27 protein-coding genes are annotated in these 25,075 nt (G+C 33.3%); 17 read left to right on the top strand and 10 right to left on the bottom strand.

Features of this window, described 5'->3' with window-relative positions; translation table 11 throughout:
• Nucleotides 1-32: 32 nt before the first annotated feature.
• From lgt to OLM51_RS03460, 4 genes are all read right to left on the bottom strand, one after another.
• Nucleotides 33-866 carry a prolipoprotein diacylglyceryl transferase gene (lgt, locus tag OLM51_RS03475; protein WP_264553016.1) on the bottom strand — a complete coding sequence of 278 codons (834 nt, stop codon included), beginning with the start codon at nucleotides 864-866 and terminating at the stop codon, nucleotides 33-35.
• Nucleotides 867-961: 95 nt separating this feature from the next.
• Nucleotides 962-2,233, bottom strand: coding sequence for a serine--tRNA ligase (gene serS, locus OLM51_RS03470; RefSeq protein ID WP_264553015.1), 1,272 nt, complete (start codon nucleotides 2,231-2,233; stop codon nucleotides 962-964).
• Nucleotides 2,234-2,497: 264 nt separating this feature from the next.
• Complete coding sequence (locus OLM51_RS03465) at nucleotides 2,498-4,042, bottom strand: patatin-like phospholipase family protein (RefSeq protein WP_264553014.1); 1,545 nt, start codon at nucleotides 4,040-4,042, stop codon at nucleotides 2,498-2,500.
• A 257-nt stretch (nucleotides 4,043-4,299) separates the two neighbouring features.
• On the bottom strand, nucleotides 4,300-4,842 hold the full coding sequence (locus tag OLM51_RS03460; protein WP_264554271.1) for a DMP19 family protein: 543 nt from the start codon (nucleotides 4,840-4,842) through the stop codon (nucleotides 4,300-4,302).
• A gap of 288 nt (nucleotides 4,843-5,130) precedes the next feature.
• On the opposite strand from OLM51_RS03460, the gene OLM51_RS03455 reads away from it, so the two are divergent.
• The gene (locus tag OLM51_RS03455; RefSeq protein WP_264553013.1) at nucleotides 5,131-5,634 is read left to right on the top strand and encodes a hypothetical protein; all 504 of its coding nucleotides are present in this window, start codon (nucleotides 5,131-5,133) and stop codon (nucleotides 5,632-5,634) included.
• Between the two features lie 6 nt (nucleotides 5,635-5,640).
• Here OLM51_RS03455 and OLM51_RS03450 read toward each other — a convergent pair whose 3' ends face one another.
• Entirely contained in the window at nucleotides 5,641-5,814 is a 174-nt protein-coding gene (locus OLM51_RS03450) for a hypothetical protein (protein WP_264553012.1), read from the bottom strand.
• 234 nt (nucleotides 5,815-6,048) lie between these two features.
• Here OLM51_RS03450 and OLM51_RS03445 point away from each other — a divergent pair, with 234 nt between their 5' ends.
• From OLM51_RS03445 to OLM51_RS03430, 4 genes are read left to right on the top strand one after another with little or no spacing between them, the layout of a single operon-like run.
• Nucleotides 6,049-6,579: a hypothetical protein gene (locus OLM51_RS03445; RefSeq protein ID WP_264553011.1), complete on the top strand. Its 531-nt coding sequence runs from the start codon at nucleotides 6,049-6,051 to the stop codon at nucleotides 6,577-6,579.
• A gap of 49 nt (nucleotides 6,580-6,628) precedes the next feature.
• On the top strand, nucleotides 6,629-7,186 hold the full coding sequence (locus OLM51_RS03440) for a YdeI/OmpD-associated family protein (protein ID WP_264553010.1): 558 nt from the start codon (nucleotides 6,629-6,631) through the stop codon (nucleotides 7,184-7,186).
• A gap of 60 nt (nucleotides 7,187-7,246) precedes the next feature.
• On the top strand, nucleotides 7,247-8,149 hold the full coding sequence (locus tag OLM51_RS03435; protein ID WP_264553009.1) for a PhzF family phenazine biosynthesis protein: 903 nt from the start codon (nucleotides 7,247-7,249) through the stop codon (nucleotides 8,147-8,149).
• Nucleotides 8,150-8,164: 15 nt separating this feature from the next.
• Nucleotides 8,165-8,455 (top strand): hypothetical protein, encoded by a 291-nt coding sequence (locus OLM51_RS03430; RefSeq protein ID WP_264553008.1) that lies wholly within the window; start codon nucleotides 8,165-8,167, stop codon nucleotides 8,453-8,455.
• A 272-nt stretch (nucleotides 8,456-8,727) separates the two neighbouring features.
• Here OLM51_RS03430 and OLM51_RS03425 read toward each other — a convergent pair whose 3' ends face one another.
• Nucleotides 8,728-9,864 carry a DinB family protein gene (locus OLM51_RS03425; RefSeq protein WP_264553007.1) on the bottom strand — a complete coding sequence of 379 codons (1,137 nt, stop codon included), beginning with the start codon at nucleotides 9,862-9,864 and terminating at the stop codon, nucleotides 8,728-8,730.
• Between the two features lie 131 nt (nucleotides 9,865-9,995).
• Nucleotides 9,996-10,223 (bottom strand): CDGSH iron-sulfur domain-containing protein, encoded by a 228-nt coding sequence (locus tag OLM51_RS03420; RefSeq protein ID WP_264553006.1) that lies wholly within the window; start codon nucleotides 10,221-10,223, stop codon nucleotides 9,996-9,998.
• 442 nt (nucleotides 10,224-10,665) lie between these two features.
• Between OLM51_RS03420 and metG the strand changes: the two genes are divergently transcribed.
• From metG to OLM51_RS03360, 12 genes are all read left to right on the top strand, one after another.
• Entirely contained in the window at nucleotides 10,666-12,801 is a 2,136-nt protein-coding gene (gene metG, locus OLM51_RS03415) for a methionine--tRNA ligase (RefSeq protein WP_264553005.1), read from the top strand.
• 154 nt (nucleotides 12,802-12,955) lie between these two features.
• Nucleotides 12,956-13,192 (top strand): hypothetical protein, encoded by a 237-nt coding sequence (locus OLM51_RS03410; protein ID WP_264553004.1) that lies wholly within the window; start codon nucleotides 12,956-12,958, stop codon nucleotides 13,190-13,192.
• The gene (locus tag OLM51_RS03405) at nucleotides 13,174-13,473 is read left to right on the top strand and encodes a type II toxin-antitoxin system RelE/ParE family toxin (RefSeq protein WP_264553003.1); all 300 of its coding nucleotides are present in this window, start codon (nucleotides 13,174-13,176) and stop codon (nucleotides 13,471-13,473) included. Before OLM51_RS03410 ends, OLM51_RS03405 begins: the two co-directional genes overlap by 19 nt.
• A gap of 239 nt (nucleotides 13,474-13,712) precedes the next feature.
• Nucleotides 13,713-13,991 carry a hypothetical protein gene (locus OLM51_RS03400; RefSeq protein WP_264553002.1) on the top strand — a complete coding sequence of 93 codons (279 nt, stop codon included), beginning with the start codon at nucleotides 13,713-13,715 and terminating at the stop codon, nucleotides 13,989-13,991.
• Nucleotides 13,992-14,171: 180 nt separating this feature from the next.
• On the top strand, nucleotides 14,172-15,608 hold the full coding sequence (locus OLM51_RS03395) for a hypothetical protein (protein WP_264553001.1): 1,437 nt from the start codon (nucleotides 14,172-14,174) through the stop codon (nucleotides 15,606-15,608).
• A 125-nt stretch (nucleotides 15,609-15,733) separates the two neighbouring features.
• Nucleotides 15,734-16,618, top strand: coding sequence for a DMT family transporter (locus tag OLM51_RS03390; RefSeq protein WP_264553000.1), 885 nt, complete (start codon nucleotides 15,734-15,736; stop codon nucleotides 16,616-16,618).
• A 452-nt stretch (nucleotides 16,619-17,070) separates the two neighbouring features.
• On the top strand, nucleotides 17,071-17,778 hold the full coding sequence (locus OLM51_RS03385) for an HAD family hydrolase (RefSeq protein WP_264552999.1): 708 nt from the start codon (nucleotides 17,071-17,073) through the stop codon (nucleotides 17,776-17,778).
• The gene (locus tag OLM51_RS03380) at nucleotides 17,778-18,407 is read left to right on the top strand and encodes a chloramphenicol acetyltransferase (protein WP_264552998.1); all 630 of its coding nucleotides are present in this window, start codon (nucleotides 17,778-17,780) and stop codon (nucleotides 18,405-18,407) included. The genes OLM51_RS03385 and OLM51_RS03380 overlap by 1 nt, the downstream gene beginning before the upstream one ends.
• A 109-nt stretch (nucleotides 18,408-18,516) precedes the next feature.
• Complete coding sequence (locus OLM51_RS03375) at nucleotides 18,517-19,650, top strand: OmpA family protein (RefSeq protein ID WP_264552997.1); 1,134 nt, start codon at nucleotides 18,517-18,519, stop codon at nucleotides 19,648-19,650.
• Between the two features lie 127 nt (nucleotides 19,651-19,777).
• Nucleotides 19,778-21,238, top strand: coding sequence for a hypothetical protein (locus OLM51_RS03370; protein ID WP_264552996.1), 1,461 nt, complete (start codon nucleotides 19,778-19,780; stop codon nucleotides 21,236-21,238).
• A 95-nt stretch (nucleotides 21,239-21,333) separates the two neighbouring features.
• Nucleotides 21,334-21,852 (top strand): ferritin, encoded by a 519-nt coding sequence (locus OLM51_RS03365; RefSeq protein WP_264552995.1) that lies wholly within the window; start codon nucleotides 21,334-21,336, stop codon nucleotides 21,850-21,852.
• A gap of 361 nt (nucleotides 21,853-22,213) precedes the next feature.
• On the top strand, nucleotides 22,214-22,906 hold the full coding sequence (locus OLM51_RS03360; protein ID WP_264552994.1) for a DUF2461 domain-containing protein: 693 nt from the start codon (nucleotides 22,214-22,216) through the stop codon (nucleotides 22,904-22,906).
• Nucleotides 22,907-23,098: 192 nt separating this feature from the next.
• On the opposite strand, the gene OLM51_RS03355 is transcribed toward OLM51_RS03360, so the two are convergent.
• The 3 genes from OLM51_RS03355 to OLM51_RS03345 all read right to left on the bottom strand — a co-directional run bounded on the left by OLM51_RS03355 (nucleotide 23,099) and on the right by OLM51_RS03345 (nucleotide 25,029).
• Nucleotides 23,099-23,440, bottom strand: a complete 342-nt coding sequence (locus OLM51_RS03355) for a single-stranded DNA-binding protein (RefSeq protein WP_264552993.1) — start codon at nucleotides 23,438-23,440, stop codon at nucleotides 23,099-23,101.
• Between the two features lie 547 nt (nucleotides 23,441-23,987).
• Nucleotides 23,988-24,512: a hypothetical protein gene (locus OLM51_RS03350; RefSeq protein WP_264552992.1), complete on the bottom strand. Its 525-nt coding sequence runs from the start codon at nucleotides 24,510-24,512 to the stop codon at nucleotides 23,988-23,990.
• 46 nt (nucleotides 24,513-24,558) lie between these two features.
• A complete protein-coding gene (locus OLM51_RS03345; RefSeq protein WP_264552991.1) occupies nucleotides 24,559-25,029 on the bottom strand; it encodes a hypothetical protein in 471 nt (156 codons plus the stop codon).
• Nucleotides 25,030-25,075 lie beyond the last annotated feature (46 nt).

The following is a 25,075-nucleotide window of genomic DNA, read 5'->3' as shown; positions in this document are numbered from 1 at the left end:
TTTCAATCGCAGCCGGAAAGCAGAATCGTATTCTATAAAAAATGGATATTTTCTTTTTCTTTTGACTTCCAAAAAATTAGAGCCAAACCAATTAAAACAAACGGAATACTTAAAATCTGTCCCATATTAATCAGCATACTATTCTCAAAACTCTCCTGATTTTCCTTAAAAAATTCAATTATAAATCGGGCTGAGAATAATAAAGTTAAGAAAGTTCCAAAGATTAATCCTTGTGTGTTTCTGATTTTTTCAGATTTATACATAAAAAACAAAATGCCGAAAATCAACAAATAAGCAAATGCTTCATACAATTGAGTTGGATGTCTCGGGATTAAATCGTCTCTTTGAAAAACTATTCCCCAATTTCCGTTGGTGGGTTTTCCATAAATTTCGGAATTCATAAAATTTCCCAATCTTATAAAAGTGCCTGTCACAGGAACTGCAACTGCCATTTTATCCAGCAATCCGAAGAATTGTACTTTGTATCTGCGACAATATAAAATCATCGCCGAAATAACTCCGATCGAACCTCCGTGACTGGCCAGACCCTGATAACCTACAAACTGATAAACTCCTTTTATTTTTTGAATTGGTAAAAGAATCTCTATTGGATGTTTAAAATAATACTCAGGTTCGTAAAAGAAACAATGTCCTAGTCTTGCACCCAAAACGGTTCCGACAATAACATAAATAAGTAAGCTGTCGAGATTATCTAAAGAGAGATTTTCTTTTTTATAAATATTTTTGACAATACTGTACCCGAGAAGAAGTCCACAGGCAAAAAGGGCTCCGTAATATTTTAGCGGGAAACTATCCGTTATCATTATGATTACAGGATCTACATTCCAATTTAAAATTCCGTTCATCTCTTACTATTTTTTTATTAAAGTTCTTAGTTAAAATCAAGAAACCTAACAGGTTTTAAAGAACCTGTTAGGTTTGACTCCAGATTACTAAAAACTTAGTTTATAATATCAAATCCGCAGTATGGACGTAAAACTTCTGGAATTACGATTCCTTCCGGGGTTTGGTAATTTTCTAAAATTCCGGCTAAAACTCTAGGCAATGCCAATGAACTTCCGTTCAGAGTATGTGCCAATTGGTTTTTTCCATCTTTATCTTTGAAACGTAATTTCAAGCGATTTGCCTGGAAAGTTTCGAAGTTAGAAACTGAACTAATTTCTAACCAACGATCCTGTGCTGTAGAAAAGACTTCAAAATCATATGTCAAAGATGATGTGAATCCCATATCACCACCGCAAAGACGCAAAATTCTGTATGGTAATTTTAATTCCTGCAAAATATTTTTTACGTGCTCTACCATTCCGTCAAGAGCTGCATAAGAATTATCAGGATGTTCTACACGTACAATTTCTACTTTATCAAATTGGTGTAAACGGTTTAATCCACGTACGTGTGCTCCGTAAGAACCTGCCTCACGACGGAAACATGGTGTATACGCTGTATGCAAAACAGGAAGATCACTTTCGTTTAAAATAACATCACGGAATAAATTTGTAACCGGAACCTCTGCGGTTGGTATCAAATATAAATCATCAATTGTTGAATGGTACATTTGTCCTTCTTTATCCGGCAATTGTCCTGTTCCGTATCCTGAAGCCTCGTTTACCAAATGCGGCACCTGAACTTCATTATATCCTGCAGCTGTATTTTTATCTAAAAAATAATTAATTAAGGCACGTTGCAAACGAGCTCCTTTTCCTTTGTAAACCGGAAAACCTGCACCTGTAATTTTTACACCCAATTCAAAATCGATGATATCGTATTTCTTCACCAATTCCCAGTGAGGTTGTGCACCTTCATGCAAAACCGGAATTTCTCCTTCTTCAAAAACATTCAGATTGTCATCTGGAGTTTTACCCTCAGGAACAATATCAGCCGGAAGATTTGGTAATGTGTATAATTTATTAGTCAATTCGACAGCCAAAGCTTCTGCTTTTTCACCTAATTCTTTACTTTTTTCTTTTAATGAAACGGTTTTTTCTTTTAAGATTGCGGCTTTAGATTTCTCACCCGCTTTCATTAATTCGCCTATATCTTTGGACAATTTATTAGATTCGGCTAAAGTGTTATCTAATTCAACTTGTGTAGCACGACGGTTTTCGTCTAGTTGCACCACTTCTTCAACAACGCTTTTAGCATCGATATTTCGTTTTGCTAAAGCCTTGATTACTTTCTCCTGATTCTCTCTAATAAATGCGATTTGTAACATAGCTTGGTTTTTATAACTATTGTATTTTTATATAAAGGAAGCAAATTTAAGCAAATGTTTGCTAAGATTACTACAAAGTTGATCAGGAAAAGGGATATTTCGCGCAGATATACAAAGACTAAGCAAAGCTTACTCTATTTTCTGTCACTTAATTATGGCTGAACCGCATGAATAAAAAAACGAAAACAACTTTAAAAAGCTATTTCCGTTTTAACGCTGAATCTCTCATGAGATTTCTTATTATCCAGTGTAAGCCTCAAAACATCACTTCTGTTCCACCAATAACTCTTTAAGTTCTGCTGTTTTAATGAAAACGGCAACACGACCAGCCAATAAAAGCATTTCTTTTTCTTCGGGTGTTATTTTTAACTTCGTTTCTACATGCGAGGCATATTCATACAACATTAAAAGTTCGCTGGCACCAAAATCTTTAAATTTCTCTTTATCTAAACTAGAAAGCTGTACTTCGCCATTTTTGTCATTTTTAAAACTTTGCGAACCAAATTTTACAATTAATTGTGTTCTAAAATCATCGTGAAGTTTAAGCCAGCTTGCCGCTTCGTCATCAGTACTTTTAAGCTGCGTTACCAAATCTTCGTAAGCCTGATCTTTTTCCAGTTTCAACAAATAGTCGCGTAAAGTAGTAAAACCAATAATCTGATAATTTGAAGTTGGGATTTTATATCTGTCCAGAACATTTTCAACATCTCTTTCAAAAGTAATATATCGGGTTTGAACAGTATATAAAGATGCTGTTTCCAGCAACGAAATCAATCGGATCTTTTCATCATTTATAAATGGCGCTTTCTTTCCTTGCCCTAAACAATCAATAAAGAGCGCTTTTTTATTTTTGTCTTTTACTTTTGTATCATTGTGAAGCAATTCTATCAGGGTTTCGTATCCCATATTATCAGATGCACCACCATCGATCACGCATAAAATTTTATCCTGATTTTTGATTCCGAATTTGGTTTTAGGTAAAACACCCGGAAAAGCAGAACTTGCCGTAATGGCATAAGTAAGCGGAAAATCATATCCGTTACTAATCTCATTTCCGTCAAGCGGAAGCGACGCTTTATTGGGAGCCAAAGACGAATTTATTTTTAAAGCACGAATAATATGCGGCATAAACGGAAAACGTTCTCCGTTATTATACGCCGTTCCGTTAGCAACCATTATAGGCAATTGCGGACTTAGTTTACTGTCTTTCGGAATAAAAAAGTCAGACAAAAGCATTTGGGTTTTAAACTTATTCTGATTATTAGGGTTTGTACTGTCGTATTGCAAAACCTCTAAATCTAATCTTTGTGCCATTGAGATTTTTTCACCCTTTTCGTTTCGGCTATTATTAAGAAGAGAAAAAAGTGTTGCCGATTTATTTACATCTGATTTGTATGCATCGGCTTTTGAGAAATAAAATTCGTTAAAAGAGCAGTTATCATATTGCAATTTATTCTTCAGAATCGTGAGATAATATCCTGCTGAATAACAACCTCCGGAAACAGTTGAAAAATAATCGATTTCATTCAAAAAATTACGACTTGAATTGTCTTCCTGAATTTCTTCTAATCCCAAAAGAACGCCCATACTAAAAAACTGCGCTCTGGATCCACCACCCGAAATACCCACTCCTAAGGCAATATTGGGATTTTGAAACTGAACATTTCGTTCTTGTACTGATTTATAATCGCTTAATGAAACTGCTGGAATAGAATTATAATTAATCTCTGAAAAAAGATTGATTTTATTTTGAGAAAACCCTATTTGAAGAAAAAGGAAAAGCAATATCTGGCAGTATTTATATCTCATTTTAAGATTTTTAATTGAGTAAATCGCTGCAAACTAAATTAATAAAGTTATTCCATAAAACTATACAAAGACCGGGCAAAGATTCGCTAAATTTTTCTTAAAAGAAATTTAAACTAATCTCGCGTCTAATAAAGTTTTCTAAAGTATTTTTTTAATCTCGCAAAGGCGCAAAGTTTTATTTCTCTTGAAGAGGCTTCGACTTTGCGGTAAAAAAACCTTTGAACCTTTGCTTCTTTGCCTCTCTGAACCTAAAAAAACTAAGCTCGCTTTATTTCATGCCCAACAAATTCTTCGAGAACTGCAAAAATTTCATCAACCGGAAGCACTTCAAAATCTGGATGGTTTTTCAGGAAGTTCGCATTTAGATCTGTAAGATTTTCATCTAAATCAAAAAACGTGTTATTGTTCAGTAAATCTCTTGTTGGGTTTACGCCCTCGAATTTGCCTTTTAAGAATTTACCAATTTTAACTGTACTCAACAATTTCACTCGTTTGGCCTGAGCCTGAAACAATTCTAAATGTTTTTCGGCACCAATTAAAGCCAAACCTTCTTCGATAAGTTCATTCAGTTCTTTATTCCAACCCGAATTATACACAAACTGCGAAAAATTACCTTCGGTATACTGCTGTACATAAAAATCCAGATAATAACTCATCAAGGCATCTTCGTGAATTAAATCGTCATCTACTTTTTCTTCACGCATTAAATTGATTACCGAAATATTTGAATTGATAATATCCTGCGGATTCTCACTATTCATTGCTGTTTCTGAAACTATTATTCTGCCGAATTCCTCCATCTTGATTTTTTTAGATTGATTTGCAAATTTCGGCGAAATAATAATAGAAATGAGAATATTTTTTAGCATTACCTTCGGGTTCTACTTCTGGCTTTAGCTTCGCTAACAAAAGAGACAATGTCTTTATCCTTAATAAGCGCTTGTTTTACAGAAGAAATCAGAGGTTAGTTCTCTAATCACAAAATAGAAAAAGTGTATTTTAGCGCTATCTGAAACTTTTTCGTCCTAAAACTTCCAAATAGACACAACTCAAAAAAAACGTGTAGATTTAAAATAAATATATTTATAATGAAAGAGACAATACAGCGCTTTACCAGCCTTTTTGGAAATAATAAGCGTACTAGCTTTGAAAAAACATTTTCTTATCTTGAAGAGGTTGGAAAAATACTGCCTAATTCCAAAATTTGTTTTGATCTTCTAAAGAAACTGGACTTTCAAACCACAGATTTAGAATCGGATGCTTTAATAACAATCATACACAAAATACAATTTGCCTCTAATACAAATTCCTACTTTTACTTCTACTTCCCGTTAGTTAGTCATGTTTTGCATTACAAACCTCAGTATGAAAAAGAAATTTTAAAGTATTTAATTGCGCCCAACTTTGCAAACGGAACATCCGAAATCGATGAAATGATTTCGGTTATAAAAGGAGCTATGGAATTTAAACTTACTGAAAACAAGTTTTATTTAACTAAAGAAGGACTGTATTGGATCTTAAATGAACTTCCAAAACTGGAGAAACAAATTCAAAGAGAAATTGACGTTTGCTGGAAAGAACTAGAGGACTAATACAAATCACTTACCTGATTCGGATTGGTCATTTTTCTTCTGTTCATTTATTTTTGCAACCAAAGCTTTCAGACGAAGTTTCTGTGCTTCTTTCTCCTCACGAATTTTAGCCTTTTTGCGATTTAGCAATTTGGTATGCAAAGCCTTATTTTTAGTATTCTTTTCGGGTCCTTTTCCCATGATTTCTAATCTTTAATTTACTAATCGCTTTTTGTTCAGGAATTCTTTTGCAAATTTCGGATAAATACTGATAGTTTTGGTAATATTTTTTTTTGCATTTCCAAAATTGGCGAATGAGCTATTCAATCTTAGGAACCCTTTATCAATAGAACTTTAGTTTTGTAATATCATTTTGATACGAAAAAGCTTATTTTAGCCCATTAATACGTCTTTACAAATTTTATACTTATTGTAATGAAGAACTTCTATCTCTTTTTAATTCTTTTGTCATTTGCCTTCGGAAACGCGCAGGTCAAACTCAATCAGCATCAGGAGAATGCACTTAATCTTCAGATCCAAAACATACAAAAATTATTTATAGCTCAAGATTACCGTTCGCTGGCAAATACTATTTCTCCAAAAATCGTAAAATATGTTTACAACAGTAAAGACAGTGTTACAATTGGACTAAAATTTCTTTTTGACGAACTTAAAACAAAGGGAGTAAATATGGACCAAGTAATTGCCGGAGCCCATTCTCAAATATTTAAAACTAAAAATGAACTTCAATGCAGTGTTCAAATGACGACAATTTTAAAAAAAGACACCATTAAAACGGTTTCCGAAGCTTATCTTTTGATGGTTTCAAATGATAATGGTAAAAACTGGTGCTTTTCACTAACTGATGGTTTCTTCAGAGATCTGTTGGATATACATCCTAAATTAATAATTCCTGAAAGAAAATTATTTGTATATGATAATGGAATACTAACTAACAATGAATGATAAAGTAAAATTTAATTAGAATGATTGTAAACTTGTAATTTATTATTAAATGATCCCAACCTTCTTCCCAACACAAGAAAAATTCAGAGAATGGCTAGAAAAGCATCACCAAAAAGAAACCGAACTTTTGGTTGGTTTTTATAAAGTGAATAGCCAAAAACCATCTATGTCGTGGTCAGAATCTGTAGATCAGGCACTATGTTTTGGCTGGATTGATGGTGTTCGAAAATCTGTTGATGAAGAAAGTTACACAATCCGGTTTACACCGAGAAAAAAATCAAGTATTTGGAGTGCTATCAACATTAAAAAAGTCGAAACACTAACAAAAGCCGGGTTGATGATGGAAGAAGGCAGAAAAGCTTTCGAATTAAAATCTGACCAAAGATCCAAAATTTACTCCCATGAAAATGAAGCTTATGTTCTCGATCCTGAACTCGAAAAACTATTTAAAGACAATAAGGTTGCCTGGGATTATTTTGAAAAACAAGCACCGTCTTACAAGAAGGTTATGATTCACTGGATTATGACCGCCAAGCAGGAAAAAACCAGACTTTCGAGACTTGAAAAGGCAATAAATGTAAGTGCTGAACAAAAACGAATGTTATAAATGTTATAAATAAAACGTAAATTTATTCCATCTAAAAAATTTCAGCTAAAAAGAAAAAGTATGAACGGAAGAACAGCATTAGAATATTACGTTTTAGATGTATTTTCACATAAAAGTTACAAAGGAAATCCGTTGTCAGTGGTTTTTACCAATGGCAATTTAGATTTAGAAACCTATCAAAATATCTCCAAAGAGTTTGGTTACTCCGAAACCTCATTTGTTTACTATTCTACAGCACAAAAAGCGTTAAATGTTCGTTCCTTTACTCCAACCGGAATCGAAATTGATGGCGCCGGACACAATTTACTTGGTGCGGTTTGTGGCGCTTTGCTCAAAAGAATGCCTATTTTTGATGAACAGCCTGCCAACAGCAGATTTGTAATGATGAAAAACGCTCCAATACCGTTAACCGTAAGTTTTGATTCGGTTACGTTTGATCCCATTGTACAAATGCATCAAAAACCGGCCGTTATCAAAGCCGAAATTCCAACTTATAAAATTGCTGTGGCTCTTGGTTTAAAAATTGAAGATTTAGACAGCAATGACTTCGTGCCTACAATTGTTAAAACGGAAGTTGCCCATACGATGGTTCCTATAAAAAACAGTCAGATTCTTAATGACTGTGTTCCGGATCATAAACTCCTGATCGAGATTTCAAAAGAATACCAATCAGAAGGGTTTTATTGTTTTACGATTTCAGATCAGCCAGAAGGAAACATTGCCGAAGCAAGATTTTTTAATCCGATCATCGGAATTTATGAAGATCCTGCAACAGGAACGGCCGCCGGTCCTTTAATTGGATTTCTGACCTCAAAAAAACAGGCAAAACTCAATACCGAATATAAAATCCTGCAAGGCGTAAAATTAAATCACCCCTCTCTTATCGAAGTTATGAATAGAGAAAATGATATTCTGGTTGGCGGTTCGTCGATTATTACAATGAAAGGAGAGCTTTATTTATAAATACAATTAATTATTATGCTCACTTTCGAACAAGCAAGAAAAATTGTTTCTGATAATTTATTAGAGCATTCAAAACTTTTAGACAATGACTCTCTTGTTATTCTGGATCATCTTACTGTTGAAAAACCGTATGGTTGGATTTTCTATTATGATTCTAAATTTTGGCAAAATGAAAACCGGGATTCCACATATATTTATGCTGGAAATACACCTTTACTTGTAGATAAACAAACAGGAAAACTGGTACCCTGTTGCTCGGAAAACAATGAAATAACTTATGATTATGAAGAAGAAGAAAAAATTTAGAATCTCTTTTTAACAGAAAGTAACCTGCTTGAAAAATCAAAACTAATAGCATTGAAAAACCACATGAAATTAGATTTGAGTACCTTAAAAACAATGAAAGACAACAATCTTTTTTGTCTCGACAGTGGTTCTGAATCCAGACTTAAAATTCTGCAATCTGATCTGCAATCCCTTAGCATCGATACTCAATTAATTTTCTCACGAGAAAACAAGTAGAAATCTTTATAATATAAAAAAAGCGACATTTCAAAAATGTCGCTTTTTCTATAATGCTATTTCTTAATCTCCTGTTCCAATACTTTTAGTGGTGGTTTTTGAGGCGGAATTCTTTTCTTTAAAAACAAAATCTGTCCTAAATGGCTTGACTGATGCTCCATAACGTGAAACCAGCAATATTGATTGCTTATATCATATTTCATTTGAATTTCGGCAAACCAGGCGTCGTCTCTTTTCTTTAATTCTTCAATTGTTTTTGCTCTTACTTCATTATAAATATCCAGGTAATATTGAATATCATGCCCTTTAAATTCATCTCGTGCGCCCTGATCGAGTTTCAAAGCAGTGTCCCATTTCTTCTTTTCTTCTTCGTTAAATTCTCTGTTTTCAAAAGTAAAAACCTGATAGTATTTTTCGGCCGCAGCCAAATGCATTACAAGTGCTCCAATTCGGTTTGCTTTTTCATCATGCAAATAATCTATTTCATATTGATCCATATTCTTAACCGTAAATTCTACACGATCTTTAAGATCTTCAAGCATCGAAATCATATCGCCAATTTTTGGCGAAGCGCCTGGAACGTTCCCTATTTTTCCGGTTTCTTTTATTACTATACCACTCCCTTGAATTAATAACGAATGTTTTCCGTCTACGCTTGATTTATCCGAAGAGATGGTATACTCCTTAACCTTTACATTTCTTATTTTACCAACGCCCACAGTCCATTTCGGAATAACCGGATCGCTTGCAGGGACTTCAAAACTTGAGTTTAAAATTGTTACAGGTTCAAAAACTCCTTTTGCATTTTCAATAAATAATTGAAATTTATCAAAATAAAACTTCCCGTTAAAAGAAGAAACTCCTCCAAAACTTAATGATTTACTGTTCTCATCAATTGTTCCTTCAACAGTATATGATTGCCACTCTTTTGATTTTATTGGTCTATCGTACATATTATCAAAAAAACCATCTTCTTCATTTTTGTTCTCGACGCTTGCAAAAACTCCTGACCATGCCTGTGGTTCATCAGATTCTACTTTTGCAGAAGCAATAACTTTAAATTTTTTCTTTACAGAAGTCTGAATATCTATTGATTGACGAAAAGCCACCCAATCGCTGGAAATAATTCTTTGTGCTTGAGCATAACTTGCACTAACAAACAAAAACAATAGTGGTATTATAAGTTTTTTCATTTTTGGTATATTAAAATCAACACAAAAGTAATGTTGTTTTCTTAAGTAATAACCTACTTTTGATAAAATTATAGCATAAAAAAACCGCATCAGTAATAATGCGGTTTCAGGATATTTAAACTATAAAATTCTTAGTTTGTTTTCATTGGAGGTAAATCAAATGCAACAGAATCGTGTTCGAAATTGTTTCTGTGACCACCGTCGCAAAATGGTTTGTTTGCAGATAATCCGCAACGACAAAGACCAAGTGCTTGTCTTCCCTGTAATCCGTATACTGTTCCTTCCGGATCCATGATTTCAAAATCACCTTCTATTTTGATTGATCCGTTTTTATTGATGATTAGTTTTGTCTTGCTCATATATTTATTTTTGTTTTTTTTTCGGAAGGCAAAGATTGCGAAATATATTCTGAAGATTTTTATTGGAATGCTAGTTTAAACTGGTTCTATTTTAATGGAGTTTTGCATCAAAGATTAACTAATTCTATATATGAATCGTTCCTACGGAACTCTTGTTTTCTGTGGCATTTTTTCAACGGATTAAAATCCGTTGCTACAATATAGTTCGAGCCAATGGCTCTCTATGCAAAAGTTCCAGAGGAACGATTTATTTTGTAGCAACGGATTTTAATCCGTTGATGATGAAATGTTATCAAAGAAAGAGTTCCGTAGGAACGGTTCATATTAATTCTCATTTCCTTAAAAAAAATCTCAGCGAATCTCTATCAAATCTCAGCGAATCTCCATGAAACTTAAAAATCTCGATTCTATTGCTTATTTTTGCACTCAATAAATTTGAAAGATGATACAGAATCCAAAAAGATATACTATCACAGCAGCATTACCTTACACCAACGGACCAATCCATATTGGGCATTTGGCGGGGGTTTATGTGCCTGCAGATATCTATTCGAGATACTTGCGTTTGCAAGGAAAAGATGTTGCATTTATTTGCGGAAGCGATGAACACGGTGTTGCTATCTCAATGAAAGCAAAAAAAGAAGGAGTTACGCCACAAGAAGTTATTGATAAATATGACGGAATTATCCGTAAATCGTTTTCAGATTTCGGGATTTCGTTTGATAATTACTCCCGAACTTCGGCAAAAATTCATCATGATACGGCTTCAGAATTCTTTAGAACATTGTATGATAAAGGGGATTTTATTGAAGAAGTTACCGAACAATTGTACGATGCAAAAGCAAATCAGTTTTTAGCAGACCGTTTTGTTGTAGGTACTTGCCCTAAATGTGATAATCCGGAAGCTTACGGAGATCAGTGCGAAAAATGCGGATCTACCTTGAACGCAACCGATTTGATTAATCCAAAATCGACCATTACAGGAGAAACTCCGATTTTGAAAGAAACAAAACACTGGTTTTTACCTTTGGACAGATATACTGATTTCCTAACAGAATGGATTTTAGTAGGACATAAAAACGACTGGAAACCTAACGTTTACGGACAAGTAAAATCATGGGTTGATGGCGGACTTGAACCTCGCGCCGTAACACGTGACCTTGACTGGGGAATTGATGTTCCGGTTGAAGGTGCCGAAGGCAAAAAATTATATGTTTGGTTTGATGCGCCAATCGGGTACATTTCTTCTACAAAAGAATGGGCAGCACGCGAAGGAAAAGACTGGGAACCATATTGGAAAGATCAAGAAACCAAATTGGTTCACTTTATCGGGAAAGACAATATTGTTTTTCACTGTATCATTTTCCCGGCAATGCTAAAAGCCGAAGGAAGTTATATTTTACCAGACAACGTTCCGGCAAATGAGTTCTTGAATTTGGAAGGAAACAAACTTTCGACTTCAAAAAACTGGGCAGTTTGGTTACACGAATATTTAGAAGAATTTCCGGAGAAACAAGATGTTCTGCGTTATGCTTTGACATCTAATGCTCCCGAAACAAAAGACAACGATTTTACGTGGAAAGATTTCCAGGCAAGAAACAACAACGAATTGGTTGCTATTTTTGGAAACTTCATTAATCGTGTGGTTGTTTTAACCAACAAATATTACGAAGGTATTGTACCAACGCCAAATGAGTTTACAGAAGTTGACGAAGCTACTTTAGCCGAATTAAAAGCCTATCCGGCTGTAATTTCAAGTTCGGTGGAGCGTTACAGATTCCGTGAAGCTTTGGGAGAATTGATGAATGTGGCTCGTTTAGGAAATAAATATCTTGCAGACGAAGAGCCTTGGAAAATAATGAAAGACAATCCGGAGCGTGTAAAAACTCAAATGTATGTTGCCTTGCAAATCGCTGCAGCTTTGAGCGTTTTGGCAGAACCATTTTTACCTTTTACAGCAACTAAATTGTCTAAAATCCTGAATTTAGGTGATCTAAAAGAACATTTTGCTGGATTTAGCAAGTTTCTAAAAGAGAAAGATCGTGATGCAAAAGACATTATTCTTGATAAAACATTAGGTTGGAATGATATTTCTGAAAATTCAGATTTAATTCCGGCTGGACATAAAATTGGCGAAGCAGAATTGCTTTTCGCAAAAATAGAAGACGAAGAAATACAAAAACAAATAGATAAATTGGAAGCTACAAAAACCGCAAATCTTGCCGAAAGCAAACAACCAGAACCACAAAAAGATTTAATTCAGTTTGAGGATTTTGCCAAAATGGATATTCGTGTAGGAACAATTCTTGAAGCCGAAAAAATGCCAAAAGCCAACAAGCTTTTAGTTCTTAAAGTAGATACAGGAATTGATGTTCGTACGATCGTTTCGGGAATTGCAGAGAGTTTTTCTCCAGAAGAAATCATCGGAAAACGTGTTTCTGTATTAGCAAACCTTGCTCCAAGAGCTTTACGCGGTGTTGAAAGCCAGGGAATGATCTTAATGACTACAAATGCAGAAGGAAAATTGGTTTTCATTAATCCAGATGCCGATGCACCAAACGGTGAAACGGTAAATTAAAAAAATATTTCAAATAATAAGAAGAAGAGAAAGTTATCTGCCTAAAATATCTGGCAGATAACTTTCTTTATTTAGATACAATTGAATAAATAATCAAAATCATTTATTCTATCTAAGAATAAATCTTTAATTTTGAGTATATATAAGAGACATTATGGACTTGACTGCACAAATAAAAAAGAATTTAATCTCAAGAATCAAAGATTCTAACGATTTGAATTTTCTAAATGCACTTCAAACTATTTTTGATTCATCTGAGCAAGAACTTTATCAATTGTCAAATGATCAAAAAACAGCAATTGCAACTAGTCGCATGGAAATTGAAAGCGGCAATTTTCATAAAAATGAAGAAGTAATTTCAGAAATGAGAGAATGGCTAAAAAAGAAATAGTCTGGTCTTCTCTAGCCAAACTTCAACTGGAAAATGTTCTTGAATATTATTTCATTAAAAATGAAAGTCCTACTTACAGCTTAAAACTGCTAGACGAAGTTGAAGATTTACTAGAGACACTTTCAAATTCAGAATTGATTGGAAGACTTACTTCAAATAAAATCACTCGTGTTATTTCTTTGAAAGTTTATCTAGTATTCTACGAAATAAATCAAAATCAAATTGAAATAGTTTCATTCTGGGATAATCGTCAAGATGTTGAAAACAGAAAAGTAAAATAAATTCTAAGAGTCGAAATATAAAAAATATGAGAAATTTCTTATGTTTTTTACTTTTATCCAAGTTTATAATTGTAAGTTTGTAGTGACAAAAAACCTTACATACAATATTGAAACTTTAATAAAAGTTAAAATAAGCGAACTCTCGCCATGATGACCCTATGGAAACTCGGGAAAATCTATCTGTAAGGATATTTTGTCACATCTAAAGCGAGAGTTTCGTGCGTTTAATATTTTCGTATATGACAAAAGAAAATGAAAAACCGACACACCACGATGTAATGCCATCGATGGCAAAATTCCTATCAGACCTTTGGTTTGAAGGAGAATTTAGAGAACAACCGGATCATTTAACCGAAATTTTCAAGATTTTTCTTGAAACCGAAATGGGAAATAATCTCGATCTCAGAACCAAAATGCTAAGTTGCATTAGAACCAGCACTATGCTTGCCAAAACACTCGAACCGTTTTCGGATAAACAAATCGAGAAGGCTTGCCGTAAAGTTGAAAAAGCGACTTAACAACTTTTTCGAAAATTAAAATAAGCTAACCCTCGTCAAGGTGATGGAGCAGGAAACTGCCCTAAATCTATCTTTTAGATATTTAGTCACACCTAAAACGAGGGTTTTGCGCGTTTTATATTTTTCATTTGATAAAAAAATAAGATATTCGCCAAAAAAATAAAAATACCTAACTAAAGAATGCTTAAAAAATTACTCTTTTCCGCTCTCCTTTTAAATAGTTTACTGTCTTATTCGCAAGATATTATAAACTCAACCCCAATCGCATTAAAAAAGAATCGTGACATTTTTCAAATTGTTAATAATGAAAAAAAAGATGTTACATTATTTCTAAGCGATAAAATAAAAGTAAAAGCAATTCATCTTAACGAAAATATGCAAATTGTTGACAGTGTTTCGACCGAAAGACCGGATACTAAAACATATGATATGATGATTGGTTATAATGTCGATAACACTAACACACGTTTATTTTGGTCATCTGATGATTATGAAGAAATTTTTGCTCAACTATACGACGTTCCAAACCACAAAGTTGTAACACAGAAATATACTCTTGTTTTGAAAGATCAGAAGATTTTACAAAAATTTAGTGAAAATGATAATTTCTATATTTTAACTTTTATAAAGAAAAGCAATAATTTAAAACTTCATATTTTTGACAAAAACGGAAATTACCGTGAAAGGATAATTTCATTAGGAGGTTCTCACTTTTTAACTAAAGACTATGAGAAAACAGATTTAGATGGTGTTTTAAGCGAAAACTTACTTCCTTTTGAGTTTCCTTATACTTTTGAGTATATAAATCCAGAAGACCCAACCTCATTGACAGATGGAGCTAAAAAGAGAAAATGTTATTTTAATAAAAAACAAATTACAATAACGATTGATACAAATGTTGACTTTACTCAGGTTTTTGTTATTGATCTAAAAACATTTACTGCTAAAGAAAAAATAGTTAAAAAACAACCTATACCCGAAGATCGCAGGTTTCTGAACTCTAATTCATTTTACTTTAACGATAAACTTTATCAGATAAAAACCTCATCAAAACTTTTACATTTTACCATAAAAGATCTTGATGATAACATCCTAAAAGAACATTCTGCAAATGCAACCAATCCTATAGAATTTAAGAATTCTGAAATTTATCAGGAGGGTGGAGATTTTGGAGGAAAAAGAACTCTTGAAACCTCTGCACAGTTTATCAGAAAGGTAAACAACTTACATTCTGGTCTTTCATGTTATCATGTTGGCGAAAATACATTAATTACGTTTGGGGGTGTTTCCGCCACCGGGCAAAGTGCGGGACAAACAACGGCAAATCAATTTGGTTTTATTGGAGCTATCATAGGTGCAGCATTCCTTAGCCCAACAATGGAAAGCTTCAATTCTTATGCTAACAGAAAAGTGGTAAAAATTGAAGGTTTATTTGATAGTGAAGGAAATAATATAAAAGGTGACTTAAAACCATTAGCGTTTGATAAAATCAGAACCTTTTTTGATGACAATAAAGAGGTTTCTTCTCAAACCTTATTTAAAATGCAAGACGCTTATTATTTAGGATATTATGATAATAAGACCAAAGAATATACTATTAGAAAATTTGTAGATTAATTAAACTTCATAAAGTAATCAAAAAGCGTGAATCGGTTAACATTTCTAACCTATTCACGCTTTTTACTTTCAAAGTAGTTGCTTTGTGCGTTATCTTTGAAAAATAATACTAGAATAAATTCTTCATGAAAATTACCAAACCAAGATTAGCTCTAATCTGCGGCATTCTTTGCATTTCGATTTTTCCTATATTGGTTAAATTACGTTTAACACCAGGATTAATTTCGGCTTTTTACCGAATGTTTTTTGCCGTTATTTTACTTTTGCCTTATACGCTTTTGAGTAAAAGTTTTAAACTTCCGAATCTAAAATTTACACTTTTGGCAATACTTTGCGGTGTATTATTTTCCTCAGATGTTGCAGTTTGGAATATCGCTATTCAGGAATCAAGCGCCACACAGGCATCATTGCTTACGAATTTATCTCCGGTTTGGGTTGGTATTGGATCTTTTCTGTTTTTAAAATCAAAACCCGCAACCAATTTCTGGATTGGTACGATAGTTTCCCTTTTCGGGATGGTGACTTTAGTGGGCTTTGAGTTTTTTATCGATCTTAATTTCAATCAGGCTTTTCTGTTTGCGGTTCTGTCCGGAATATTATATTCGATTTATCTTCTGGTTAGTAAAAATGTACTTTCTCAGGTTGATGTTTTGTCGTTTATGACTATTAGTTTATTTGCTTCGAGTATTTATCTGGGAATTCTTTGTTATTTCTTAAACGAACCTTTTACCGGATTTTCAGATACTGGCTGGTTTGTGTTAGTGCTTCAGGCAGTAATTTGTCAATTGTGTGCCTGGCTTTCTATCAGTTATGCCACGCAACACATGCGCGCAACGCGAGTTTCGTTGAGTTTGTTAAGTCAGGCAGTAATTACCTCTATTTTGGCTTGGTTATTTTTGGAAGAACAAATAACTTTACAAATGGTTTTCGGCGGAATTATTTTGCTTTTCGGAATCCGAATTACATTTTACGATAAAACGATTTCTTTAAAGAAGGTGTTTTCTAAATAGTTTGCCCGCGGATTTTACGGATTAAACGGGTTTTCGCTGATTGATTTTTAAATTTACTGTCGAAAAAAGTTTCACGCAGATTTAGTAGATTAGCAGATAAAAAATCATTTTAATCTTAGTAATCTGTGGCAAAAAAATTCGTGATTATTCGTGAAATTCATGGCGGAAAAAAGTTTCACGCAGATTTTACAGATTAAAGCAGATTAACATTGCTTATTTTTTTAAAATCTTTGAAATCTTTTATCCCGATTGCTATCAAGAGTGGTAAAAAATTAGTGATTATTCGTGAAATTCGTGGCGGAAAAAAAGTTCTCTCGCAGATTTGGCAGATCAGCAGATAAAAAATCATTTTAATCTCAATAATCTGTGGCAAAAAAATTAGTGCAATTCGTGTAATTCGTGGCGAAAAAACCTGAAACCTGAAACAAATAAAACCTGAAACAAAAAACATTATGTTACATAAAACTAAAATACCAAACTTAAAAGTAATCGCATTTGACGCTGATGATACTTTATTTGTAAACGAACCTTATTTTCAGGAAACAGAACATAAGTTTTGCGCTTTGATGGAAGATTACCTTTCGCATCAGGGTATTTCGCAGGAATTGTTTAAAATCGAGATTGCAAATCTGTCTCTATACGGATATGGAATCAAAGGATATATTCTTTCCATGATTGAGGCCGCAATGAATATCTCAAACAATACAATTCCGGTAGAAGTAATTGCAAAAATCATCGAATACGGAAAAGAATTACTAGAAAAACCAATCGAACTTCTGGACGGAATCGAAGAAACTTTGCAGGCTTTGCACGGAAAATACAAACTGGTCGTTGCTACAAAAGGCGACTTAAAAGATCAGCACAGCAAATTACACCGTTCAGGTTTAGGACATTATTTTCATCATATCGAAGTAATGTCAGACAAACAGGAAATTGACTATCAAAAACTTTTAGGCCGTTTAGACATCGAGGCACATGAATTTTTGATGATCGGAAATTCTTTAAAATCAGATATTCTTCCGGTTCTTGGACTTGGCGGATATGCTGTACATATTCCGTTTCACACCACCTGGGAACACGAAAAAATCAATCATACCATAGAACACGAACACTTTAGTTCATTTGAAACAATCAAAGAAGTTGTTCCAAATTTAATATAATGAAAACACTTTTAGACTTAGAAAACTGGAATAGAAAAGAGCATTTTGCACACTTTAGCCAGATGGAAGAGCCATTTTTTGGCGCCACTGTCGAAATCGATTGTACCAAGGCGTATCAAACCGCAAAAAGTACAAACGCTTCTTTTTTCATTTTCTACCTGCACAAAACACTAGTTGCTGTAAATGCAATTGAAAACTTTAGGTATAGAATCTCAGAAGGCAAAATATACATCAATGACCGCGTTGATGCATCGGCAACTATTGGCCGCGAAGATGGCACGTTTGGATTTTCATTAATCGAATATAATCCTGACTTTAAAATCTTTGAGCAAAATGCCTTAGCCGAAATTGAGCGAATTCAAAACACCACCGGAATTTTTACCCGATCTTTTGATGATGATAATGTCATTCATTTTTCTGCCATTCCATGGCTAAATTTTACTTCGCTTACCCATGCGCGCAGTTTTACTTATCCGGATAGTTGTCCAAAAGTTTCGTTTGGAAAAATGATGACATCAGAAACCGGAAGAAAAACCATGTCTATGGCTGTCTATGTACACCATGGTTTAATGGATGGTTTGCATCTTGGACAATTTGTTGATACTTTTCAAAACCTGATGAACCACTAAACTCACGCCATAAAAGTAGTCTTATTCTGTTATATTTAAAACTTATCGTAACGTATAATTCTTACAATTAATTGTTTTTTTGAGCCAAAATATAAAATCTCAATTAACAATGAAAAAAATTGTAATTACTCTGGCATTAGCTTTAAGCATTATGTCTGTAAATGCACAAACTGAAACTAAGACGGCAGATAATTTTAATAAATGGTCTGTTGAATTGTCGGGTGGTTTTAACAAGCCTCAACGCCCGTTAACATCAAATTCTTATTACACAAGAACAATCAGCCCGTATACTGTTGATCTTGGAGTAAGATATATGTTTAACAACAAGTTTGGTTTAAAAGCTGATTTTGGATACAATGATCTAACAGAACAAAAAAACAGTTCTATTCCATTTGACTCAAAATACTACAGAGCAGACCTACAAGGTATCGCAAACTTAGGGCGTATCATGAATTTTGAAACATGGACTAAAACAATTGGATTATTAGGACACGCGGGTGTTGGAATTGGTCAATTAAAAAGTGATGCTTTTAAAGACAGAGACCTGATAGGAAATGTTATGGCAGGTCTTACCGGACAAATTAGATTAACAGACAGAGTTGCTTTGACAGGTGATTTCACTACAATTCTAAATGCTTATCAGGATCACACTTTTGATGGTCTGTCACGAACAAACAATAAAGGATTCTCCGGATTACTTTTTACCGGAACTGCCGGATTGCAAGTTTACTTAGGTAAAGCTACAAAACATGCCGACTGGGTTTCAATTTCTGATCAAACAGATCTTACACCATTAGAAAACAAAATTGCCGATCTGGAAGCTTTGGTTAAGAAAACTCCGGAAAAAGTAATTACAGAAAAACCTGTAACGACTACTGTTGTTAGTGATAAAGACATTGTTAAAGAAATGATCAACGATAAGTATTACAGTGTTTACTTTGACTTTAACAAATCTACTCCAATAGAGAACTCTACAGCTGCAATTGATGTTGTCTTAACTTATTTAAGAAAAAATCCTTCAGTATCTCTTGATATTGTTGGCCATGCAGATCAGGTTGGAAGTGCAGCTTACAATGACAAACTATCAAATGCAAGAGCAAATAATGTAAAAACTATTCTGGAAAAAGCCGGAATTTCGTCTTCAAGACTAAACGTTGTTCCTCAAGGAGCTGATGATTCAATTGCAAAAGATTCAGAAGAAGCAAGAAGATTAGCCAGAAGAGTTACTTTTAAAGTAAAATAAATCTTCTGCAAATAAAAACCTGAGCCCTAAATAGAAATTCTATTTAGGGCTTTTTTACTTTCTGATTTTCTTATTTAATACCATAAATTTCCTTAAATTTGAGAAAGACATTCGATTACAAACACCAATGAAAAAACTACTGCTTTTTCTTCTATTATTCTCAAAATCATTACTTTTTAGCCAAACGGTATTAAACTCTTTTCCTATTCCCCTAAATAAACCACTGGAAAATGGACAGATTTTAAATACCGAAGATGTAAAAACTCATGATGTTTACGTTTTTGCAGCAGACCATAAGAACACTTTTATTTTTAAATACAACAAATTTTTATTTCTTACCGACCAGCTTACCGATTCTATAAACAATATAGAAAACAGAAGCCTAATTGGTCATAGCATTAGCGAAGATGGTAATCCAACACTTTACTGGGGCTCAGACACTACTAAAAACATCAGAATAATTAAATATTATTTTGAAACAAAAACTTCCAGAGCTTTAAATTTTGATTTTCCAGAATATTCAGGAAGCCTTATAACTTCATTTCAGAAAAACAACATCTTCTATATTCTCGCCAAGGAACAAAACGAGAATCACTTGCTTCTTTATGAATTTAGTAACGGAAAATGTGAAATAAAAATGTTCGATTTTTCATCCTTCATATTTAAAAATGAAAAGGGGCAACGATTTACATTCAGTTCTCTAATTCAATATTTTCCTATCGAAAATATTGACTCTGACAATTTTAGTCCTTTAGAGAAAAGTGTCAATAAAAGCAAGTTGTATGTTCTCGATAATCATATTATTCTAACCCTAGATTATAACTCAAAGAAAACACATGCTTTCGATTTAAATCTGGAATCTCTGGACATCACAGAGAAAATATTTGACCAACCGGTTTCTAAAAAACAAACCGCATCGTCAAACTCCTTTTATCTGGAAAACAAATTGTTTCAAATCAATGCAAATAACGAAGAGCTTTTGTTTGAGATAAAAGATTTTGAAAGCGGAAAGAGTATCAAAACCGTTTCTGTTTCAAAAAACGATACTATTCGTTTTAAAAATTCTCCATTTTTTATTAAGACCAACGGGCAAAGACCCGAAAAGTTAAAAACAACCAGTAAATTTCTAAGAAATTTATCGATGGTAAATGTGGGTGTTTCTGCCTTTAAAAACAAAACAAATACATTTATAACCTTTGGCGGATTTGCTGAATTTGAAGTCTCAGTTCCAAATTTTGATTACAGACCAAATGATTTTTTTGAAGGTTTTAATGACCGGTATTCACAATATGCAAGCAAAATGGTTTTCTTTGATGCAATGCTGGATTCCAAACTTGATTTTGCAACCAACGAACAACCGGAAATTTTAGCGATTGATAATGTTTTTTATTTTATGAGTAAAAATAAAAACATCGCACTAGAGCATATTCTTAGACTACGAGACTATTACATTTTAGGCTATTATGATCTGTATTCAAAGAAATATGTTATCCGCAAATTTACAGATGGTTTTATGAATGAAGACAACGGAAACCCAATTATAAACAAAGCTCAGTTTTCTAAATCTGTACCTCAAAATCGAAATTAAACTTATTAAAAAATTAATCCAAATGCCTAATGTTTTCACCATTTGCAAAAAACGGTATCGATTATTTTCGTTAATTTTACACAAAAGACATCATTATGCTAGCAAAAAATATTGAATCAGCTTTAAACAAGCAAATCCGCATAGAAGCAGAATCTTCGCAAACTTATCTTTCTATGGCTTGTTGGGCTGAAGTACACGGATTGGAGGGAATTGCTCAATTTATGTATACACAGTCAGATGAGGAGCGCGCACACATGCTAAAATTAATTAAGTATGTAAACGAACGCGGAGGGCACGCTCATATTACAGATTTAAAAGCACCAAAAACTTCTTATTCTACATTTAAAGAAATGTTTGAGGAACTTTATAAGCATGAACTTTTTGTTTCACAATCTATCAATGAATTAGTGCATATTACTTTTGAAGAAAAAGATTATGCTACACATAATTTCTTACAATGGTATGTTTCTGAACAAATCGAGGAAGAAGCTACAGCGAAATCTATTTTGGACAAAATCAACTTAATTGGTGATGACAAAGGCGGACTTTACTTGTTTGATCGTGATATTCAGCAATTAACAGTTACAAGTTCGATTGCAATCAATCCAAAATAAAAAAAGTTAAAGTTTATTTAGAACGCTTAAAAATAACTTTTTTGATATATATTTGCCTCTGTTTTTATAATACAGAGGAAAATTGGGCAAGAAAGAAAAAGACAAAGACAAGAAAAAGGATAAAAAGAAAAAGAAAAAAGCTGAAATCCTTGATAAGATTAAGAAGATTGAAAATTGCAAATCTTCTTGTTGTGAAAAATACAAGAAAAGCGAAAAGAAACGCTGTTCTCGTTGTCCTATGTTTGATTTATTCAAAAAAACTGCTTAACAAAATATAGTAAAAACCCACCAAAATTTTCGGTGGGTTTTTTATTTTTACTGTACTGTAACTTTCTGATTTTTTAAAAACTTAAAAAAACAAATGGAAAACCAAATTACCATACCTAAATCCAGTCTTGATTTTTTGCAACAGCTCAAAACAAACAATAATAAACCCTGGTTTGATGCAAATAAACCAACCTACTTAAAAGAACTAAATTACATCGAAACTTTTGCTGATGCATTGCTTCATGAACTTTCTAAAACAGATGTTCTAGAGACCAAATCGGGTAAAAAAAGTGTATATAGAATTTATCGCGACATTCGGTTTTCTAAAGACAAAACACCTTTTAAAACTTTTTGGGGAGGCAGTTACACCCGTGCAACCGCAGCAAGACGCGGTGGCTATTATTTTCATCTGGAAGAGGGAAATAGTTTTTTCGCTGGCGGTTTTTGGGGACCAAATGCAGCAGATTTAAAACGTATAAGAACAGAATTTGATCACGATTCTGAATCTTTTGAGAAAATATTAAATTCAAAAAGCTTTGTCAGCAATTTTGGAACCTTACAGGGCGAACAACTAAAAACTGCTCCAAAAGGTTTTGATGTCAATCACAAAGCCATCGATTTACTTCGTTACAAACAATTTCTGGTTATTAAACGCTTTACCGATGACGAAGTTTTAAGTCCGGATTTTTTAGAACTGGCTTTGGATGCTTTCAAAAACATGAGACCTTTTTTTGATTATATGAGCGAAGTGCTTACTACTGATACAAACGGTGCTTCAATTTTATAAGCAAATACCATAAAAAGTTAAACCCGACAGGTTTTAAAAACCTGTCGGGTTTGAATAATTAAAAACAAATCATTATTTGCTCAATAGCAAAATTTCATTTACAGCAACTTCTGTTGTTATTCTGTCTCGTCCTAAAATTAAACCCGACAGGTTTTAAAAACCTGTCGGGTTTGAACAACTAAAAACAAACTGTTATTTGCTCAACAGCAAAATCTCATTTATAACAACTTCGGTTACATACTTTTTTTCACCGTTTTTGTCCTCATAACTACGGTGGGTCAATTTTCCTTCAACTGCAACTTCTTTCCCTTTTACAACATACTTTTCAATAATTTCTGCTGTTTTTCCCCAGGCTGTTACACGATGCCATTCTGTTTGTTGCACTTTTTCTCCTTTTTCATTTTTATAATGGTCATTTGTGGCTATAGTTAAATGTGCCACCTTTTTTCCATTTTCTAATGTTTTAATTTCCGGATCGTTTCCTGCGTTTCCAATTAACTGTACTTTGTTTTTAAGTACAATAACAATAGCCAACTATCTTTTATTCAGTTGTTTATAAACATAAAAATACTGCAAATCTCTAAATTAGTCTCTAATTTTTAATAATGACCAAAAAAAACGCCCTTAAGGCGATTTTCTTATAACCAAACTCTATCGAGTTGGGTTGTACTGTAACGCTTACGTGGTGTTACATTTTTCTTGTTGGCTCTCATTGGTTTAATTAATCCTGCCTTTTCGTATTTTCGGAAAGTGGTACTACCTATTTTTAGGTACTCTATTGCCTCAATACGAGTTAATAGATTGGTTACCATTAACTACTATGTATCTTCGTACTCTATGCCAACAATGCCAGTACCAGCCTTTACCTTGTGTGGGTCTTAGCCACAGCCGTTTGTCATATTAACACAAAGGTACGCAAAAAATACCAAAAAAGCAACTGACTTTCGACTCACGTTTGAGTAAGCCATCATTCATAAAGCCTTATTGAGTGTTTTAAACGAGTTTTTAGACCATGTACACCCTGAGCGTTTACCCAACTCTCTTTGTTCTTTTAGGAACAAATAAAAGGCGGTAAATTGGCTTAAAATTTCGATTTTAACCAATAAAAAATTATGACCCCAATGATTAAAATGACCATTGCCCATGCTTTAATATTGTCTTGTTCGGCTCTATATTGTGGCGAACCATTTTGATAGTTTCTCATCGCCTGTTCACGAAGCTTTTTTCTACCATATTTTGTATTTGCATTGTAGTATCTAGTGTCAGGAACAAAAGAATCAGAATTCAAAAAATTAGTAGGCTTTCTCGAACGAAATTCTGCTAAATCGAGTTCAATGTCACTAGTGTTAACTTTATCAGCTATTAATGCATCAATAAAAATATTGTACATGTCTTCCACATGAGTATAATTTACCTCACTTTTCTTAGCCCATTCTTCGTAGCTTTTCATGATAGCTTTAAAGGCGCTTTTATAGAAATCAATCTTAATCTCTTCAGAATATCCATGCTCTTTAATTACTCTCTCGAACTCACTATGAAATTGTACGGAGTTTCCACTAAATCTATTTATTAAAAGTTCTTTATATTTTGCTTGTGATATCTTCAAAACTCTTTTATTAAAAATTACTTTTTTCAGCAATATACAAAATATCTTATAAATCTTTAATCTTGCCAATTATTTCAATTATTCTTTTCTTTTCACTTTCAAACATGCTCTCATTATACTTCACTAAGTCATAATCAATTTTTGGTGGCTTAACACTTTCTAACGAACTTTTGTTTAGCCTATCAACAGTTCTCTTTTGGGTCACGTTTGCACGGCTTTTTGCTTTGGCCTTCATCTTATCTGTTTGTGCAATATGGTTCAAACTATTTTGACAAAAAGGAAGTACATTTACTTCGTCATAAATTTCCTTTTGCTCCCTATCCTTTTGGTCACTAGGATTGAAATTATTGTAAAAACTTTCTACCTTATGCGCTTGTCCTTTGGTCAGAAATCCTTTTGCATACCATCCCAAAATCTCGGTGTATCCTTTTTTCTTTTCGCTACTCTTAGAGTATTTATCTATCACTATCTTTATTTGCTTTTCTAGAGCAGGAGTTAGCTTTATTACTACGTTCATTTTATATTAAAAATATTTTATTCTTTGAAAGAACATACACAGTATA

It is taken from the genome of Flavobacterium sp. N2038 (genome assembly GCF_025947185.1).
Classification (GTDB): domain Bacteria; phylum Bacteroidota; class Bacteroidia; order Flavobacteriales; family Flavobacteriaceae; genus Flavobacterium.
Note: the sequence above shows the minus strand (reverse complement) of the source record. Positions and strands in the feature narration are given on the sequence as shown.